The 15,698-nt window shown below is 72.7% G+C and carries 20 protein-coding genes; 9 read left to right on the top strand and 11 right to left on the bottom strand.

The window, feature by feature from the left end:
• Position 1 precedes the first annotated feature (1 nt).
• From OG570_RS06310 to OG570_RS06290, 5 genes are read right to left on the bottom strand one after another with little or no spacing between them, the layout of a single operon-like run.
• Entirely contained in the window at positions 2 to 1,204 is a 1,203-nt protein-coding gene (locus tag OG570_RS06310) for an FAD-dependent monooxygenase (protein ID WP_326955926.1), read from the bottom strand.
• A 29-nt stretch (positions 1,205 to 1,233) separates the two neighbouring features.
• Entirely contained in the window at positions 1,234 to 1,875 is a 642-nt protein-coding gene (locus tag OG570_RS06305; RefSeq protein WP_326955925.1) for a response regulator transcription factor, read from the bottom strand.
• A complete protein-coding gene (locus tag OG570_RS06300; RefSeq protein WP_326955924.1) occupies positions 1,872 to 2,963 on the bottom strand; it encodes a sensor histidine kinase in 1,092 nt (363 codons plus the stop codon). The genes OG570_RS06305 and OG570_RS06300 overlap by 4 nt, the downstream gene beginning before the upstream one ends.
• A 34-nt stretch (positions 2,964 to 2,997) precedes the next feature.
• On the bottom strand, positions 2,998 to 3,789 hold the full coding sequence (locus tag OG570_RS06295; RefSeq protein ID WP_326955923.1) for an SRPBCC family protein: 792 nt from the start codon (positions 3,787 to 3,789) through the stop codon (positions 2,998 to 3,000).
• Between the two features lie 56 nt (positions 3,790 to 3,845).
• Positions 3,846 to 4,262 (bottom strand): MarR family winged helix-turn-helix transcriptional regulator, encoded by a 417-nt coding sequence (locus OG570_RS06290; RefSeq protein WP_326946218.1) that lies wholly within the window; start codon positions 4,260 to 4,262, stop codon positions 3,846 to 3,848.
• 80 nt (positions 4,263 to 4,342) lie between these two features.
• Here OG570_RS06290 and OG570_RS06285 point away from each other — a divergent pair, with 80 nt between their 5' ends.
• Entirely contained in the window at positions 4,343 to 4,906 is a 564-nt protein-coding gene (locus tag OG570_RS06285) for a flavodoxin family protein (protein ID WP_326955922.1), read from the top strand.
• Here OG570_RS06285 and OG570_RS06280 read toward each other — a convergent pair.
• Positions 4,903 to 5,475: a TetR/AcrR family transcriptional regulator gene (locus OG570_RS06280; protein WP_326955921.1), complete on the bottom strand. Its 573-nt coding sequence runs from the start codon at positions 5,473 to 5,475 to the stop codon at positions 4,903 to 4,905. The genes OG570_RS06285 and OG570_RS06280 overlap by 4 nt on opposite strands.
• A gap of 73 nt (positions 5,476 to 5,548) precedes the next feature.
• Here OG570_RS06280 and OG570_RS06275 point away from each other — a divergent pair, with 73 nt between their 5' ends.
• Entirely contained in the window at positions 5,549 to 6,739 is a 1,191-nt protein-coding gene (locus OG570_RS06275) for an FAD-dependent monooxygenase (protein WP_326955920.1), read from the top strand.
• Here OG570_RS06275 and OG570_RS06270 read toward each other — a convergent pair.
• Entirely contained in the window at positions 6,711 to 7,070 is a 360-nt protein-coding gene (locus OG570_RS06270; protein WP_326946222.1) for a winged helix-turn-helix transcriptional regulator, read from the bottom strand. The genes OG570_RS06275 and OG570_RS06270 overlap by 29 nt on opposite strands.
• On the opposite strand from OG570_RS06270, the gene OG570_RS06265 reads away from it, so the two are divergent.
• The gene (locus OG570_RS06265; RefSeq protein WP_326955919.1) at positions 7,069 to 8,004 is read left to right on the top strand and encodes an NAD(P)-dependent oxidoreductase; all 936 of its coding nucleotides are present in this window, start codon (positions 7,069 to 7,071) and stop codon (positions 8,002 to 8,004) included. The genes OG570_RS06270 and OG570_RS06265 overlap by 2 nt on opposite strands.
• A complete protein-coding gene (locus tag OG570_RS06260; RefSeq protein WP_326955918.1) occupies positions 8,001 to 8,750 on the top strand; it encodes an SDR family oxidoreductase in 750 nt (249 codons plus the stop codon). Before OG570_RS06265 ends, OG570_RS06260 begins: the two co-directional genes overlap by 4 nt.
• 58 nt (positions 8,751 to 8,808) lie before the next feature.
• On the opposite strand, the gene OG570_RS06255 is transcribed toward OG570_RS06260, so the two are convergent.
• Positions 8,809 to 9,576 (bottom strand): NAD(P)H-dependent oxidoreductase, encoded by a 768-nt coding sequence (locus OG570_RS06255; protein ID WP_326959899.1) that lies wholly within the window; start codon positions 9,574 to 9,576, stop codon positions 8,809 to 8,811.
• A 71-nt stretch (positions 9,577 to 9,647) separates the two neighbouring features.
• Here OG570_RS06255 and OG570_RS06250 point away from each other — a divergent pair, with 71 nt between their 5' ends.
• The gene (locus OG570_RS06250) at positions 9,648 to 10,646 is read left to right on the top strand and encodes a GlxA family transcriptional regulator (RefSeq protein WP_326955917.1); all 999 of its coding nucleotides are present in this window, start codon (positions 9,648 to 9,650) and stop codon (positions 10,644 to 10,646) included.
• A 104-nt stretch (positions 10,647 to 10,750) separates the two neighbouring features.
• Positions 10,751 to 10,924: a hypothetical protein gene (locus OG570_RS06245; RefSeq protein WP_326955916.1), complete on the top strand. Its 174-nt coding sequence runs from the start codon at positions 10,751 to 10,753 to the stop codon at positions 10,922 to 10,924.
• Here the strand turns inward: OG570_RS06245 and OG570_RS06240 are convergent.
• Entirely contained in the window at positions 10,881 to 11,768 is an 888-nt protein-coding gene (locus tag OG570_RS06240) for a sigma-70 family RNA polymerase sigma factor (RefSeq protein WP_326955915.1), read from the bottom strand. The genes OG570_RS06245 and OG570_RS06240 overlap by 44 nt on opposite strands.
• Positions 11,769 to 11,832: 64 nt before the next feature.
• Here OG570_RS06240 and OG570_RS06235 point away from each other — a divergent pair, with 64 nt between their 5' ends.
• Positions 11,833 to 12,858: an alkene reductase gene (locus OG570_RS06235; protein ID WP_326955914.1), complete on the top strand. Its 1,026-nt coding sequence runs from the start codon at positions 11,833 to 11,835 to the stop codon at positions 12,856 to 12,858.
• On the opposite strand, the gene OG570_RS06230 is transcribed toward OG570_RS06235, so the two are convergent.
• The gene (locus OG570_RS06230) at positions 12,859 to 13,197 is read right to left on the bottom strand and encodes a VOC family protein (protein WP_326955913.1); all 339 of its coding nucleotides are present in this window, start codon (positions 13,195 to 13,197) and stop codon (positions 12,859 to 12,861) included. It lies immediately after the preceding gene.
• Positions 13,198 to 13,302: 105 nt separating this feature from the next.
• Between OG570_RS06230 and OG570_RS06225 the strand changes: the two genes are divergently transcribed.
• Positions 13,303 to 13,731, top strand: a complete 429-nt coding sequence (locus tag OG570_RS06225) for a hypothetical protein (protein WP_326946230.1) — start codon at positions 13,303 to 13,305, stop codon at positions 13,729 to 13,731.
• 1 nt (position 13,732) lies between these two features.
• Here OG570_RS06225 and OG570_RS06220 read toward each other — a convergent pair whose 3' ends face one another.
• Entirely contained in the window at positions 13,733 to 14,806 is a 1,074-nt protein-coding gene (locus OG570_RS06220) for a C40 family peptidase (protein ID WP_247060899.1), read from the bottom strand.
• 81 nt (positions 14,807 to 14,887) lie between these two features.
• Between OG570_RS06220 and OG570_RS06215 the strand changes: the two genes are divergently transcribed.
• Positions 14,888 to 15,688 (top strand): biotin--[acetyl-CoA-carboxylase] ligase, encoded by an 801-nt coding sequence (locus OG570_RS06215; RefSeq protein ID WP_326955912.1) that lies wholly within the window; start codon positions 14,888 to 14,890, stop codon positions 15,686 to 15,688.
• Positions 15,689 to 15,698: the final 10 nt, after the last annotated feature.

Below are 15,698 nucleotides of genomic sequence, written 5' to 3'. Positions count from 1 at the left end.
CCTACGCGGTGGCCGGGATCGGGTACTCCGGCAGCGTGATCGCCTCGGCCGGCGGCGTCATGAACTTGCCCGCCACGCCCGAGACCCGGCCGAGCAGGGGCGACGACGCCACGCGCACGACGGTCCGGAACGCGGCGAGCTGCAGCCGGCTGCGCGGGTGGGCGATCTGCGGCGCCCCCGGCGGGAGCTGCTGCGCCTTCGTGACCAGCGGCCGCAGCACCTGCTCGTAGCGGGCGAAGGCGTCGCGCGGGTCGTCCTGGCCGGCGAGTTCTCCGGCCAGGACGTACGCGCCGGCCAGCGCCAGGGTGGTGCCCATGCCGCTGACCGGGGACGCGCAGTAGGCGGCGTCGCCGAGCAGCGCGATCCGGCCGCGGCTCCACCCGGCGAGCTTCGCCTGCCCGATGTCCTCGAAGTACAGCGAGCCGTTGTCCAGCTCGGCGAGCACGCGTGGGGCCGCCCAGCCGACGTCGGCGAAGGTCGCCCGCAGGACGGCGGCGACGTCGTCGTGGCCGAGCCGATCCAGGCCGCGGACGTCGGAGGTGAAGCTCAGCGACGCCTGGGTGGTGCCGAGGTTGTCCGGGCGCAGCGACAGCATTCGCCCGCGCCCGCAGGGCAGCACGCGCCACCGGTCGGTGTCGTCGCCGGTGCGCGGGATCGCGAGGAAAGCGTTGTAGAGGCCCAGTTCGTCGATCCGCGCGTCGGGCATGACGAGCGCGCGGCTGCGTGAGCGCAGGCCTTCGGCGAGGACGACGGCGTCGAACCGGCGGCGCGCGCCCTGCTGGAACTCGACGTCCACGCCGTCACCGTCGTCGTGCAGGGCGGTGATCTGGTCGCCGAAGACGTACTCGGCGTCGTCCTTGGAGTGGGTGTAGAGGATCTTGGCGAACTGGCCGCGCAGGATCTCCAGCTCGGCCGTGCCGCCGGAGGTGTCGTCGGTGCCGCCGGCGAACGCGGCGATCGCGCGGCCGTGCTCGTCGACGAAGTCCGTGCCGGTCTCCCCGGTGTGAGCGGCGCGGACGGCGTCCTCCAGGCCCATCCGCCGGATGACCTGGCGCCCGACCCCGCGGACGTCGATGTTCTGGCCCTGCTCGCGCACGTGGTCGAAGCGCTCGACGACGGTCACCGCCCAGCCCGCCTTCGCGAGCCAGTGGGCCAGCGTGGGCCCGGCGATACTGGCCCCGGAAATCAGGATGCTGCGACTCAAGGTGTACCTCCCTCGACCCACCGTAGCCGTCAGGCGGTGCGGACGAGCCCCGACTCGTAGGCCGCGATCACCAGCTGGGCCCGGTCCCGCGCCGCGAGCTTGTGCAGCAGCCGGCCGATGTGGGTCTTCACCGTCGCGATGCCCAGGTGCAGCCGCGCGGCGATCTCGTCGTTCGACAGGCCGCGCGCGATCAGCGTCAGTACCTCCTGCTCGCGGGCCGTCACGCCGTCCAGCCGCGTCACCGGACCCGACGGCAGCCGCGCGAACTCCGCCACCAGCCGGCGGGTCACCGACGGCGCCAGCAGCGCGTCGCCGCCGGCGATGATCCCGATCGCCGCCAGCAGGTCCGCCGGGCGCGTGTCCTTGAGCAGGAAGCCGCTCGCGCCCGCGCGCAGGGCCGCGTAGACGTACTCGTCGAGGTCGAACGTCGTCAGCATCAGCACCCGCACCTCGGTTTCCGCGCAGATGCGGCGGGTCGCCTCGATGCCGTCCATCTCGGGCATCCGGACGTCCATCAGCACGACGTCCGGCTGTTCGTACCGGGCCAGGGCCACCGCTTCGACGCCGTCGGACGCCTCGCCGACCACCGTCAGCTCGGGCGCGCTGTCGACGAGCACGCGGAAGCTGCCGCGCAGCAACGCCTGGTCGTCGGCGATGAGGACACGGGTCACCGGGCCACGGCCGGTTCGTAGGGCAGGCGCGCGAAAACGCGGAAACCGCGCTCGCCGGGACCGGCGCTGAACTCGCCGCCGTAGACGGCCACGCGTTCGCGCATCCCGATCAGGCCGTGGCCGGGTTCCGCGGAGCCGCCGCGGCCGTTGTCGCGGACTTCGATGCGCACTTCGCCGTCCTCACCGGTGACGCGGATCCGGCACGTCGTCGCGCCCGCGTGCTTGACGACGTTGGTCAGCGCCTCCTGCACGATCCGGTACACCGACTGCCCGACGCCGTTCGGCAGCTCGTCGAGGCCCTCGACGACCAGGTCGACGGCCGGGCCGGCCTGCTGCGCGCGTTCGGCGAGGGCACGCAGGTCGGCGAGCGTCGGGGCGGGCGCCAGCGCCGGGACGCCGGTGCCGTCCCGCAGCACGCCCAGCATCCGCCGCAGCTCGGCGAGCGCCTCGCGGCTGGTCTCTTCGATGACACGCAAGGCTTCCCGCGCTTCGCCGGGCTGGTCGAGGGCGACGTGGTTGCCGACGGCCGCCTTCACCGCGATCAGGCTCATGCTGTGCGCGACGACGTCGTGCATCTCGCGGGCGATCCGTAGCCGTTCCGCCGAAACCGCCTGGTCCCGTTCGGTGACCGCGTGCTCCCGGCGGGCGCGCACGGTGAGGCCGAACGCGTACCCGACGATGAGCGCCCCCGTGCCGACGTTCACCGCCTGCGACGCGCTCGGCGTCGGCAGCGCGAACGAGAGCACGCCGACCTCGGCCAGCCCGGCGACGAACCCGATGCGGACGATCCGGTTGTCCAGCCGGCCCACGACGACGTAGAGCGCACAGGCCGCACCCACCGCGGCGACCCCGAGCACCGGGCCGCCGATCGGTACGGCCGCCGCCGTCAGCACCAGGGAGCCGACGTAGGTGGTCAGCGGCCACCACCGGCGCACGACGATCGGAACCACGCTCGCGACGAGGATCGTCCACCCGAGCCACCCGGGCAGCCAAGACGGGAGCGCCCACGCTCCGGCGGCGAGGTTGCCACCGGCGCCGAGCCCCAGCAGGACCGCCGCCAGGACGTCCAGGGCTGTCCGAAATCGCATGAACCGACGGTAATGCGGCCGCCCGTGCCGCGCGTCAACCCTGAGTCGGACGCTCGGCGTAGTGCTTGCGCACGGCCTCGACGCGCTCGGCCGGCCAGTCCGGCAGCTCGACGCCGTGGGTGGCGGCGAACAGCTTGTCGAGCTGCTCGTGCCGCCGGGCCAGCTGCGCGGCGACGTCGGTTTCGGAGGCCTCCGTGAACTCGACGCGGGTGCCTTCGAGCGGGTCGTGGACGACGTGCCAGCCGGGTTCGCCGGGCAGCAGCGCGCGGACTTCGTCGGGGGATTTCCAGACGAGGTCACGGCGGAAGCGGATCGTGCCGTCTGCGAGGACTTCGCCGTCGCCGAGGCCGAAATCGTCCACATAGGACGCCATCGGGGCGTGCCAGTCCTCCGGCGGCTCGTGCTTCTCACCGGCGAGGCGGGCTTCGAGGGTGTCAAGGCAGACGTCCCAGCCCGCGGCCGTGCGGCCCGCGGCGAGCTTCGCGATCGCCGGGTCGCCGCGGCCGAAGGTGTGCGTGAACTCCAGGAGGCTGCCCTCGCCGTCCGGGGAGATCAGCCAGCGCAGGGTGTCGTCGTTCCAGGTGAAGGTGAACTCGCGGGGCGGGTCGACGGTGATGACCTGGCCCGTGGTGACGTCGTCGGTGCCCGGGAAGGTGAACCGGATCGCGCCGCCGTCGCGCAGGTCGACGTCGACCGCGGCCGGGAACCAGTGCGCCAGCTCGGCCGGGTCGGTGATGGCGTGCCAGACCTTCTCCGGCGCGTGCTCCAGGCGGCGTTCCAGCCTGAGCGCGGGGCGATCGTCGACGGTCTGCAGCTTCGCGGGCACGGCGTCCTCCTGTTAGGTTGCCTGTGCCGGTATATAACCACTGCGGAATATGAGGGTCAAGCGCCGCGGACGGCGGAGACCGCCGTGGCCAGCTCCGGGTCGCTCGCGGCCTTGTCGAGCGCGGTGCGCAGGACGTCGCCGTAGGTCGGCTCGGTCTCGCCGTAGCGCCGGCGGCCGGCTTCGGTGATCACCGAGTAGACGCCGCGACGGTCGTCTTCGCACAGGTCGCGGACGGTCAGCCCGGCGTCTTCGAGGCGCGCGCACATCCGGCTGACCGAGCTCTGGTTGAGCCCGATCGCCTCGGCGAGCTCCTGCATCCGCAACTCGCCCTTGGGGCTCGCGGCCAGCTTGCCGAGCGCGCGGTACTCGGACAGGCCGAGCCCGTGGCGGCGGTGCAGCGCCTTGCCCAGCTCCTGCTCGATGCGGGCGTGCAGCACCAGAACCCGGCCCCAGGCCTGTTCGTCGACGGTCATCTCGCGACCTCCTCTTGACTTCAGGATACCTGTAGGGACACTCTTTATATGTACATGCAAGTAACTGGAGGGACCTGATCATGAGCGACCGCAGCTTCCTGTTCCTGGTCGGCGCCGCGCGGGCCGGGGGCAACACGGAGATGCTGGCCCGGCGGGCCGCGAAGGAGCTGCCGAGTGGCGCGGACCAGCGCTGGATCCGGCTGCCCGAGGTGCCGCTGGCGCCGTTCGAGGATCGCCGTCACGGCGCCGGCGAACACCCCGCGCCCGGTGCGAACGAACAGCTGCTGATGGACGCGACCTTCGCCGCGACGGACATCGTGATCGTCTCGCCGGTGTACTGGTACTCGGTCGCGGCGAGCGTGAAGCTGTACCTCGACTACTGGTCCGGCTGGATGCGCCTGCCGGTGGAGTTCAAGCCGCGGATGCGCGGGAAGTCGTTGTGGGGCGTGAGTGTCCTGAGCGAGACGGCGCGCGAGGCCCAGCCGCTGGTCGGCACCCTCGAGCTGTGCGCGGAGTACCTGAGCATGAACTGGGGTGGCGTCCTGCTGGGCAACGGCAGCCGCCCGGGCGACGTCCTGCTGGACGACTCGGCCATGACGGCCGCGTCGACCTTCTTCGCCGGCGCGGACCTCGTCACCGCCTAAGCCAGCACGTCCTTCGTGAGCAGGCGCAGGCCGTTGATCAGGTCGGCGCCCGAGGGGGCGTGGTCCGGGTCGGCGAGCCACTGCAGCACCACGCCCGAAAGCAGGGCCTGGTGCACGGTGCCGACGGCCCGGGCCTCGGGGCTGCCGTCGTCGAGGCCCTGGAAGAGGTTCGCCAGCCCGAAGCGGGCCAGTTCGAGCGCCTTCGCCAGCTGCGCGCGGACGGCCGGGTCGAGATCCGGCTGCGTGTAGGCCTCGAACGTCATCGCCCACATCCGCCGGTGCGCGGGGAACGACTCGATCACCCGCTGCCAGATCAGCTCGAAGCGCTCGGCCGGCGACGCGTCCGGCGGCGTCTCGACCTGCAGGGTCTTCGCCAGCGTCTCGCCCCACTCCTCGTTCGCCTCGATCAGCGCGGTGTTGAGCAGCGCCTCGCGGGAGCCGAAGTGGTAGCCGATCGCGGCCATGCTGACGTTCGCCGCCGAGGCCAGGTCCCGCACGCTCGTGCGGGCGTAGCCCTTCTCGTTGAGACAGCGCTTCGCGCCCGCCAGCAGTGCGTCTTTGTTGCCCATGTCCCGAGACTAGCACGAACGTCTTAGGCGATCGCCTTGCGCGATCGCCCAAATCCGGGTTACCGTTGCCGGCATGCAGAACAGACGAGTCCTCATCTCCGGCGCCAGTGTCGCCGGCCCCGCCCTGGCTTTCTGGCTCCGCCGCTACGGCTTCACGCCGACCGTGGTCGAACGCGCGCCCCGGCTCCGTGAAGGCGGTTACGCCGTCGACTTCCGCGGCGCTTCACTGCGCGTCCTCGACCGGATGGGCCTGCTCGGCCAGGTCGAAGCGGCGGCGACGAACATGGGCGAAGTGACCTATGTGGACGAAGAGAACCGGCCGCTGGTGGTCACGCCGCCGACGTTCCAGAGCGGCGAGCTGGAGATCCTGCGCGGCGACCTTTCGCGCATCCTCTACGACGCCACGAAGGACGACGTCGAGTACGTCTTCGGCGACTCGATCACCGGCGTCACCGAGCACGGCGACGGCGTCACGGTCACCTTCGAACACGGCGCGCCGCGTGAGTTCGACCTGGTCGTGGGCGCCGACGGGCTGCACTCGAACGTGCGCTCCCTCGTCTTCGGCGACGAGTCCCGGTACCGCCGCGACCTCGGCTACTACGTCTCGATCTTCACCGTGCCGAACCACCTCGGCCTCGACCACGTCGGCCGGTTCTACAACGAGCCGAACCGCACGATCGGCGTCTACAGCGCCCGCGACCACGCGGAAGCGAAAGCCTTGTTCTGGTTCGGTTCCGAGCCGCTCGCGTACGACCACCGCGACGTCGAAGCCCAGCGCCGGATCGTCGAGGAGACCTTCGCGGACGCGGGCTGGGAGGCGCCGGCCCTGCTCGACGGGATGCGGCGGGCGCCGGACTTCTACTTCGACTCGGCGAGCCAGATCAAGCTCGACACCTACTCGACCGGCCGGGTCGCGCTGGTCGGCGACGCCGCGTACTGCGCCGCGCCGCTCTCGGGGATGGGGACGAGCCTGGCGGTCGTCGGCGCGTACGTGCTGGCGGGCGAGCTCGCGGCGGCCGGCGGCGACCACGCGACGGCGTTCACCGCCTACCACGAAGAGATGCGCGAGTTTGTCGCCGTGTGCCAGAAACTGGGGGAGGGCAACGGGAAGTGGTTCGTGCCGCCGACCCGCGCGTGGATCCGGCTGCGCAACCTCAACCTGCGGCTGCTGCCGCACCTGCCGTGGCGCAAGGTGATCGAGCAGCTGCCGCTCAAGGCGGGCAACGCGATCACGCTCAAGGAGTATGCGAAGGTGCCGGCGTGACGCCCCGGCGCTGCGCGATGCCGGCCATGTTCTCCTCGCCCCAGTCGCCCAGCGGCAGCAGCGCGGTGTTCAGCCGCTGACCCAGGCCGGTCAGCGAGTACTCGACCTTCGGCGGGACCTCGCGGAACACCTCGCGGTGCACGACCTCGTCCGCCTCCAGCTCCCGCAGCGCCTGGATCAGCATCTTCTCGCTGATCCCCGTCACCTTGCGCCGCAGCTCACCGAACCGCAGCGGCTCGGCGTGCAGCGCCCACAGGATCAGGGCCTTCCAGCGGCCGCCGACGACGTCGATCGCGGCGTCCAGCCCGCACCGGTAGCTTCGGGTCAGCATGCAGGATCCTTACGTTTTGGTGAGTACCCGACTATTTAGTCGGTACTTGTCCAGTGTAAAGCGCTTCAGCAGCATGATGGGCATGGGAGAAAGCAAGAAACAAGTGGGCGTGCTCGGCCTGGGGCGGATGGGCGCCGCCCTCGCCGGGGCGTTCTTGGGGGCGGGCCACGACGTCGTGGTGTGGAACCGGTCGCCGCTCAAGGCCGGCCCGCTGCTGGACCGCGGCGCCCGGCTCGCGGCGACGCCCGCGGAGGTCGCCACGGCGGACGTCGTGCTCAGCTGTCTGTCCACACACGACACTCAACAGCCGGTGCTGAAGGAGCTGACGCCGGCGGTACTGGTGAACCTCACCTCCGGCACACCGGAGCAGGCCCGCGACGTCGCGAAGTGGGCGGCCTCAAGGGGAATCGACTACGTGGACGGCGTGATCATGGCCGTCCCGCAGGGCATCGGCACGCCGGCCGCGCGGATCCTCTACGGCGGCTCGGCCGCGGCGTTCGAGGCGCACCGCGAGGTGCTGGAAGTGCTGGGGGAGCCGGTGTTCCTCGGCGAGGACGCCGGGCTCGCGGCGCTGTACGACCTGGCGCTGCTGGGCATCATGTGGTCGACGATGAGCGGCTACCTGCACGCGCTCGCGCTGGTCGGCACCGAAGGCGTCACGCCGGAGCGGTTCACGCCGATGGCGTTGCCGTGGCTCTCGGCGGTCGGCGGGTTCCTCGCCGGCATGAGCGCCCAGGTGGCGAGCGGCGACTACACAACGGACGTCTCGGCCCTGGACATCAACGCGGCCGGGCTGAAGCTGCTGGTCGAGACGAGCCGGGCGCAGGGCATCAGCACGGTCGTGCCCGCGCCGCTGGCGGAGTTGTTCACCCGCGCGGTCGACGCGGGCCACGGCGCGCACGCGATCGCGAGTGTCATCGAGGAGATCCGGTGAAGTACCTGGGAAAGAAGGCCGTCGTCACCGGCGGCACGCACGGGATGGGCCTGGCGGTGGTCCGCGCGCTGCTCGACGGCGGCGCGGAGGTCCTGCTGACCGGCCGTGACGTCTCGTCGTCGCGCGGGAAGCTGCCGGGCAAAGCGCACCTGCTGTCCTCGGACGCGGCCAGCCTGGCCGACATCGACGCACTGGGCACGGTCGCCGCGGAGACGCTCGGCGAGCTGGACCTGGTGTTCGTCAACGTCGGTTTCGCGACCTTGACGCCGTACGAAACGGCGACGCCCGAGGTCTACGACCGCACGTTCGACGTCAACACCAAGGGCGCGTACTTCACGGCCCAGCGGCTGGCGGGCCTGGTGCGGCCCGGGGGTTCGTTCGTGTTCACGACGTCGGTCGCGGCGGGGGCGGGGATCGCCGGCATGGGCCCGTATTCCGCGGCGAAGGCGGCAGTCCGGTCGTTCGCCCGGACGTATGCGGCCGGGCTGGCGCCACGCGGGATCCGGGTGAACGTGGTCAGCCCGGGTTACACGGACACGCCGACGATGGGCGTGACCGGCGTCCCCGCCGAGGTCCTGGCGGCGTTCAAGGCCACGGGCGACGAGGTGACGCCGTTGAAGCGCCACGCGACCGCGGAGGAGGTGGCGACGGCGGTGCTGTTCCTGGCCTTCGACGCGACGTTCACCACGGGCGCGGACCTCCCGGTGGACGGCGGTCTGGGCCAGCGCCTGACCCTGCCCGCGTAGACGCCGTGAAGGGCACCCTCAGGGACTTCAAAGCCCTGAGGGTGCCCCTCACGGCACGTCAGCCGAGGTGGATGGCGAGGCCGGTGCCGCCGGGCGCGTGGGTGGGGCGGAGGACGAGGTCGTCGTCGTAGTCGCCGCCGTTCTGGGTGCGGAACCCCAGTGGCTCCGCGGTGTCCAAGGTGGACAGTCGCGTGCGCAGCAGGGCTTGGGACTCGGCGAAGTCCTCCGGCGACACGCGGTCCGCGCCGTACACCGCGACCGGGGGCAGGACCGACATTCCCGCGTAGAACAGCGTTCCGTGGTGCAGCGGGAACAGGATGTCGTTCAGCGGACCGTTGATCCCGCGCGGGCTGAGGGCGGGCTCGCGGGCGCCCGCGCTCAGGACCACCATCGCGCGTTTGCCCGCCAGCTTGCCTTCGCCGTAGCGGAGCGTGCGGCCGTCGTCGGCGCGGACGCCGTAGCCGAAACCCTTCACGAACACCCGGTCGAACCAGCCCTTGAGGATCGCCGGCATGCCGTACCACCACAACGGGAACTGCACGACGACCGCGTCCGCCCAGGCCAGCTTCTCGTGCTCGGCCACGATGTCCGCGCTCAGCTCACCACCGGCGTATGCGCGGGCGGACGTCGCCCCGACGACCAGGCGCTCGTCCCCGGCCGCCGTGCCGAAGTCGGCCGCGTCGACGACCGGGTTCCACTTCATCGCGTACAGGTCCGATTCCCGGACGTCGTGACCTAGATTCCGGAGCGTCCGGAGCCCGTCGTCGCGGAGGGCCCCGCCCAGCGAGCGCGGCTCGGGATGCGCGAATACCCACAAGACGTTCATGACCTCGATCATCACGCCGCCGGCGGACGCGATCGAGTGGCCCGATGGCCAACCTGTGCAAGAATCGAGCCATGGCCGAATTCCTTCACCCCGAGCGCCACCACGTCGCCGTGCTGGTCCGGCACGGCATGCTCGTGATGGAGCTGGGCATCGTCCACCGCCTGTTCGGGCAGGCCCGCTCTGCGTCGGGCGAGCCCCTGTACGAGGTCGTGACCTGCGCACTCGAGCCGGGACTCGTGCGCACCGACTCCGACTTCACCATCCCGGTCGACCGCGGCCCGGAGGTCATCGCCGAGGCCGACACGGTGATCGTCCCGGCGTCCCGCGCCGAGTACGAGCCCATGGCGCGGGTGCTGACGCCGGCCCTCAAGGCCGCGCTGGAGCTGATCCCGGCGGGCGCGCGGATCGCGTCGATCTGCACGGGCGCGTTCGTGCTCGCCGCGGCCGGCCTGCTCGACGGCCGCCCGGCCACCACGCACTGGCGCTCCGCCGAGGAGCTCCAGGAGCGGTTCCCCGAGGTCCGGGTCGACCCGTGCGTGCTCTACACCGAGGACGGCAACGTGCTGACGTCCGCCGGGGTCGCCTCCGGGATCGACCTGGTGCTGCACATGATCCGCCGCGACCACGGCGCGGCCGTCGCCAACGAGGTCGCGCGCGGCACGGTCGTGTCCCCGCACCGCGAAGGCGGCCAGGCCCAGTTCGTCCGGCGGCCGGTGCCCGAGCCGCGGACGTCGTCGACCAAGGCCGCCCGCGCGTGGGCGCTGGAGAACCTGCACCGGCCGCTGACGCTGCGCGAGCTCGCCGCCCGCGAGGCCATGAGCACCCGCACGTTCACCCGCCGCTTCCGCGAAGAGGTCGGCATCTCGGCGCTGCAATGGCTTACGCAGCAACGGGTCGAGCGCGCCCGCCAGCTCTTGGAGGAGTCGGACCTGCCGGTCGACCGCGTCGCGGCCGAAGCCGGCTTCGGCACGGCGGCGTCCCTGCGCCAGCACTTCCAGGCCGCGCTCGGCGTGTCACCGAGCGCTTACCGCGTCACGTTCCGCGGCGAACTGGCCGCGCAGGCCGGCTGAATCCCGCTGGCGTGGCCGGCATGGCTCGACGGCGCGTGGCGGCTGGTCGTCTCCCCGGACCTGGACGTGCCGCACCTGCGCGGATTGCCGTACGCGTCTGGGGCGTGATCGACGACGCCGACGCCGAACTCAGCGCGGACGAGCTGGCCGAGCTGCTCGCCGACCCGGACCTCGAGCAGCTGCGGGTGGTCTTCGAAGCCGACGACGTCCGCGTGCCGCCGGTGATCCGTTCGGTCATCCCGCCGGGGCCGGTTCCGGTCGAGGTGGTGCTGCGGTGACCAAGGTGATCCGCAGCGCCGCCAGCCGCGCCGGGTCGGCGACCACGTCGTAGCCGGCCACCCGCTCGCCCTCGATCGTCACCAGCAACGCGAGCGTCAGCCGGCCGCGTGGGGCCACGACCACGCCGACGAAGCCGTCGATCAACGCCGGTTCCGCGAACTGGGCGCGCTTGCCGAACACCTGCGTCTCCTCCGCCACCGCGCGGGCGCCGCGGACTTCGAGGGACGCGCCCACCGGCAACGCGGCGGCGTCGGCGCGGCGGACGACGTCCGGGGCCAGCACCGTGAGCAGCTCGTCGAGGTCGCCGCCGCGGGCCGCGGTCAGGAAGGCGTCGACGACCCGGCGGTGCCGGGCGAGGTCGGTGGCGGGCAGGGGAGACGTGCCCCGGACGCGGTGCCGCGCGCGGCTGGCGAGCTTCTTCGCCGCCACCGGCGTGCGGTCCAGCACCGGCGCGATCCGGTCGAACGGCACCGCGAACAGGTCGTGCAGCACGAACGCGACCCGTTCGGCAGGGCCCAGCGCGTCGAGCACCACGAGCAGCGCGCGGCCCACCGAGTCGGCCAGCTCCACCTCGCCCGCCGGGTCGGCGTCGGCGACCGGCTCGGGCAGCAGCTCGACCGGGTCCTCCCGGCGCGCCTTCCGCGAGCGCAGCGCGTCGAGGCAGACACGGGCGACGACCGTGGTCAGCCAGGCCGCGACGTTGTCGACGCCGCGCGCCCGGCTCAGCCGCAGCCACGCCTCCTGGACCGCGTCGTCTGCCTCGGTCGCCGAGCCCAGCATCCGGTGCGCCAGCCCGCGCAGCCTGCCGCGCTCGGCCTCGAACCGTTCCGCCAGCTCGTCCATCGGTCACCTTCCGCTCGCCTCAGCCGTCGCTCTCCTGACGAATCCCCGCGACCCGAGGTGACCGATGAGCTTGCTGACCCCGGCCGACCTGGGCGACTGGCGCCTGCCGAACCGCGTGGTGCTGGCGCCGACGACCCGCGCCCGCGGCCGCGTGCCCACGGACCTGCACGCCGAGTACTACGCGCAGCGTGCGGGCGCCGGGCTCGTCATCACCGAGGGGACCTGGGTGAGCGACCGGGCCGTCGGCTTCCCGGACGTGCCCGGGGTGCACACCGAGGAGCAGGTCGCCGGGTGGCGGCGGGTCACGGACGTCGTGCACGCGCTCGGCGGCCGGATCGTGCTGCAGCTGTGGCACACCGGCGCGGTGTCGCACGCGGAGTTCCTCGGCGCGCGGCCGGCGGGGCCGTCCGCGGTCGATCCGGCGGAGTCCGTGCACACGCCCAGCGGCCGGCGGCCCACGGTGACGCCGCGGGAGATGAGCGCCGGCGAGATCGAGCGGACCGTCGAGGACTACCGGACGGCGGCCGTGAACGCCCGGCGCGCCGGGTTCGACGGCGTCGAGGTCGCCGCGCACGGCGTCTACCTGCTCGCGCAGTTCCTGCACCCGCGGCTGAACCGGCGCCGCGACGCGTACGGCGGTTCGGCGCGGGCCCGGCGGAAGCTGGTGCTGGACGTCGTCGGCGCCGTGGCCGGTGCCGGGATCGCCGTGGGCGTGCGGCTCGCGCCGTACTGGACCGGCGGACTGTTCACTGTGGACGATGGCGTCCGGGCCGACCTCGACGAGCTGGTCCGCGAACTGGGCTCGCTCGCCTACCTGCACCTGCGCGGGCCGGACACGGGACCGGACTTCGCCGCCTTCGCGCGTTACCGGCGGCTGTTCGACGGACCGCTGATCGTCAACAACGGCTTCGACCGGGACTCGGGAAACGCCGTCGTCGAGGCCGGGATCGCCGACGCCGTCTCCTATGCCCGGCACTTCGTCGCGAACCCGGACCTGGTGACGCGGTTCGCGCTCGGCCGCGACCTCGCCGCCGGTGACCCGGCGACGTACTACGGCGGCGGGGTCGACGGATACCTGTGCCACGACTGATCACTCCTCCGGACACCAGAGGGCCAGCTCGCTCCCGCCCGGCTCGCGGAAGTGGAACCGCCGCCCGCCGGGGAAACCGAACGGCTCGACGGTGACCACCCCACCGGCCGCCTCGACGGCGGTGCGGGCCGCCGCGAGGTCGTCCGTGCGGATCGTGACGAGGGGCGCGGGGGTTTGCGCGGCCGTGTCGGCCTGGAACCCGAAGGTGATCCCGGCCGCGCGGACGTCCGCGTACTCCGGGCCGTACGGCGTGACCGCCCACCCGAACGCGTGCTCGAAGAACCGGCCCGACGCCGCGGACGACGTGGACGGGAACTCGACGAAGTCGACTTCGTACATGCCGCCGACGCTAGCGGCGACCACCGACAAAAATCGGCCGGATGGCCATTCGTCCACGACCGGACGACCGATGTGACGGGTGCGCCGGCCCGCGAAGCTCGTCCCATGAACACGAGCACGAAGATGATCGGCGTCGGCGCGGCACTGGTGGTCACCCTGACCGGGTGCGGTCTCAAGGAAGGCATCGACGAGAACGCGAACGGGCACGTCAAGACCGTCGGCTACGACAGTGGCGCGGACGGCAAGAAGAACCAGGACGCGCGGCTGCCGGGCTGGGTGCCGGACCAGGCGAAGGGGGTCACCGAGGTCATCCGGACCACGGGTTCCGAGCGGCTCCTGAAGTTCACGACCGCGGCACTGCCGCCGACGTGCGTGCTGGGCGCGCCCACGAAGACGGCGGCCACGCTGACCGCCGACTGGTGGCCGCGTGGCGCGGAGACCCGGACCGACCGGATCTGCGAGGACTGGCACGTCTTCGCCGCCGACGGCGCGGTGTTCGCCTACAAGCCGGAGACGATCGAGCAGAAGCCGTGACTCAGGCGGGGCGGCCCGCGCCCGCGTAGTCGTCGCCCTTCGAGTGGTACGTGTGGATCTGGATGGCCTGACCCTCGGTCGGCGCGTTGATCATCAAGCCGTTGCCCAGGTACAGGCCGACGTGGTGGATGCGGGTCGCCGGGCTGCCGTAGAACACCAGGTCGCCCAGGCGCGGCTCCTGTGACGGCGGGACCGCCGGGATCGCGCGGAACTGGCTGTCCGCCGTGCGCGGCAGCGCGACGCCCGCGCTGTCGTACGACGCCTTCGTCAGGCCCGAGCAGTCGAAGCCGGCCGCGCCCGCGTCCGGGCCGTTGCCGCCCCAGACGTACGGGAGGCCGAGCTGGCCGAGGGCGAACCGGGCCGCCTGGACCGACGGGGTGCCCGCGCGGGCCGGGTCGAGCGAGAGCGTCGCGTACAGCTGGGCCGTGCCGAGCACGCGCTGGCGGAACAGCTCCGCCTCGCCGCCCGGGTGGTAGCTCGCGATCGCCTTCCACCAGCCCGCGCCGGCGCCGAGGTCGGTGCCGCCCGCGCAGAGCGACCGGCCGGCCGCGACCGACGCCGAGCTGGGGTCGTCCGCGGCGGGCTTCGCGACGCCCGGGATGCTCGCGCCGTACTTCTTGAACTGCGCCGCCGACAGCCCGAGCAGGCTCCCGCCGCCGCGGCCGTGGTTCGACGCGGCCGAGCCGACGCCGGCGAGCGTGACCCACGACAGGTGGCACGACGGGTCTTCGCCGCGCAGCGCCAGCTCGCCGTTGGCGTAGCCGATGAGCGCGTTCGCGGGGATGTCGAGGGGCCCGGCCAGCTGGTCGGCCCACTGCTGCAGCGGGGTCTTGCCGCCCGCGCCGGACGCGCCCTGACCCGGCTCCTGGGCCTTCACCGGTGCGCTCACCTCGAGGACCGACGGGCCCGACGCCGCGCCGGCAGCCGTCGGCAGCGGCGGTGCGGCGGCCGGTGCGGGCTCCGGGGTGCGGTCCGCCAGCAGCCAGCCCGCCGTGACCAGCCCGGCGACGAGCGGGAGCGCGACGAGGCCGCGCAGGGCCGCACCACGAGCCCAGGAAGTCGGCTTGGTCGTCACGGGGTCCAACTTAGAAGAGCGCACCTCTGTGTGAACGAGCGAGCGGCTTGCACGTTAGGGGGACTCCCATATGGTGGGCACATGCCTGAGATCGACGCCGCCCGCCTGAGCGCGGCGCTCAAGGACCGCTACGCGAAGATCGACGTCGTCGACACGACCGGGTCCACCAACGCCGACCTGCGCAAAGCCGTCGACGACGGCGCCGCGGACCGGACCGTGCTGCTGGCCGAGACGCAGACCGCGGGGGTCGGCAGGCGCGCCCGGACCTGGAGTTCGCCGAAGGGCGCGGGGCTGTACCTGAGCGTCGCGCTGCGGCCGTCCGGCGTGTCGTTCTCGGCGCTCGGGTCACTGTCCGTCGTCGCCGGGCTCGCCGTCCGCGCGGCCGCCGCCGGTCTCGGCGTCGACGCCGTGCTGAAGTGGCCGAACGACGTCCTCATCGGCGGCGCGAAGTGCGCCGGCATCCTCGCCGAGGCCGTCGGCGGCACGGACCCGTCGATCGTGCTCGGGATCGGGCTCAACGTCCTGCCGCTCGGCGACGTCCGGCCGGGGCCGGGCGGGCTGCCCGCGACGTCGCTCGCCGAGCACGGCGCCACGACCACCGACCGCACCGACGTCGCCGTCGCGCTGCTCACGGAGTTCGACGACCTCGAACGGCGCTGGCGCTACGCGGCCGGCGACCTCACCGAAGCCGGCCTGCTCGGGGACTACCGCGCCCATTGCGCGACCCTCGGCCAGGACGTCGAGGTGCAGCTGCCGGACGGTACGTCCCTCGTCGGCCGAGCGGCCGACATCGACGCCGCGGGGCAGCTCCAGGTCGACATGGCGGGCGGTCAGCGGCACACCGTGTTCGCGGGTGACGTGGTGCACGTCCGCCCGGCCTGAAAGTTTGGGG

It is taken from the genome of Amycolatopsis sp. NBC_01286, assembly GCF_035982555.1.
GTDB lineage: Bacteria > Actinomycetota > Actinomycetes > Mycobacteriales > Pseudonocardiaceae > Amycolatopsis.
Note: the sequence above shows the minus strand (reverse complement) of the source record. Positions and strands in the feature narration are given on the sequence as shown.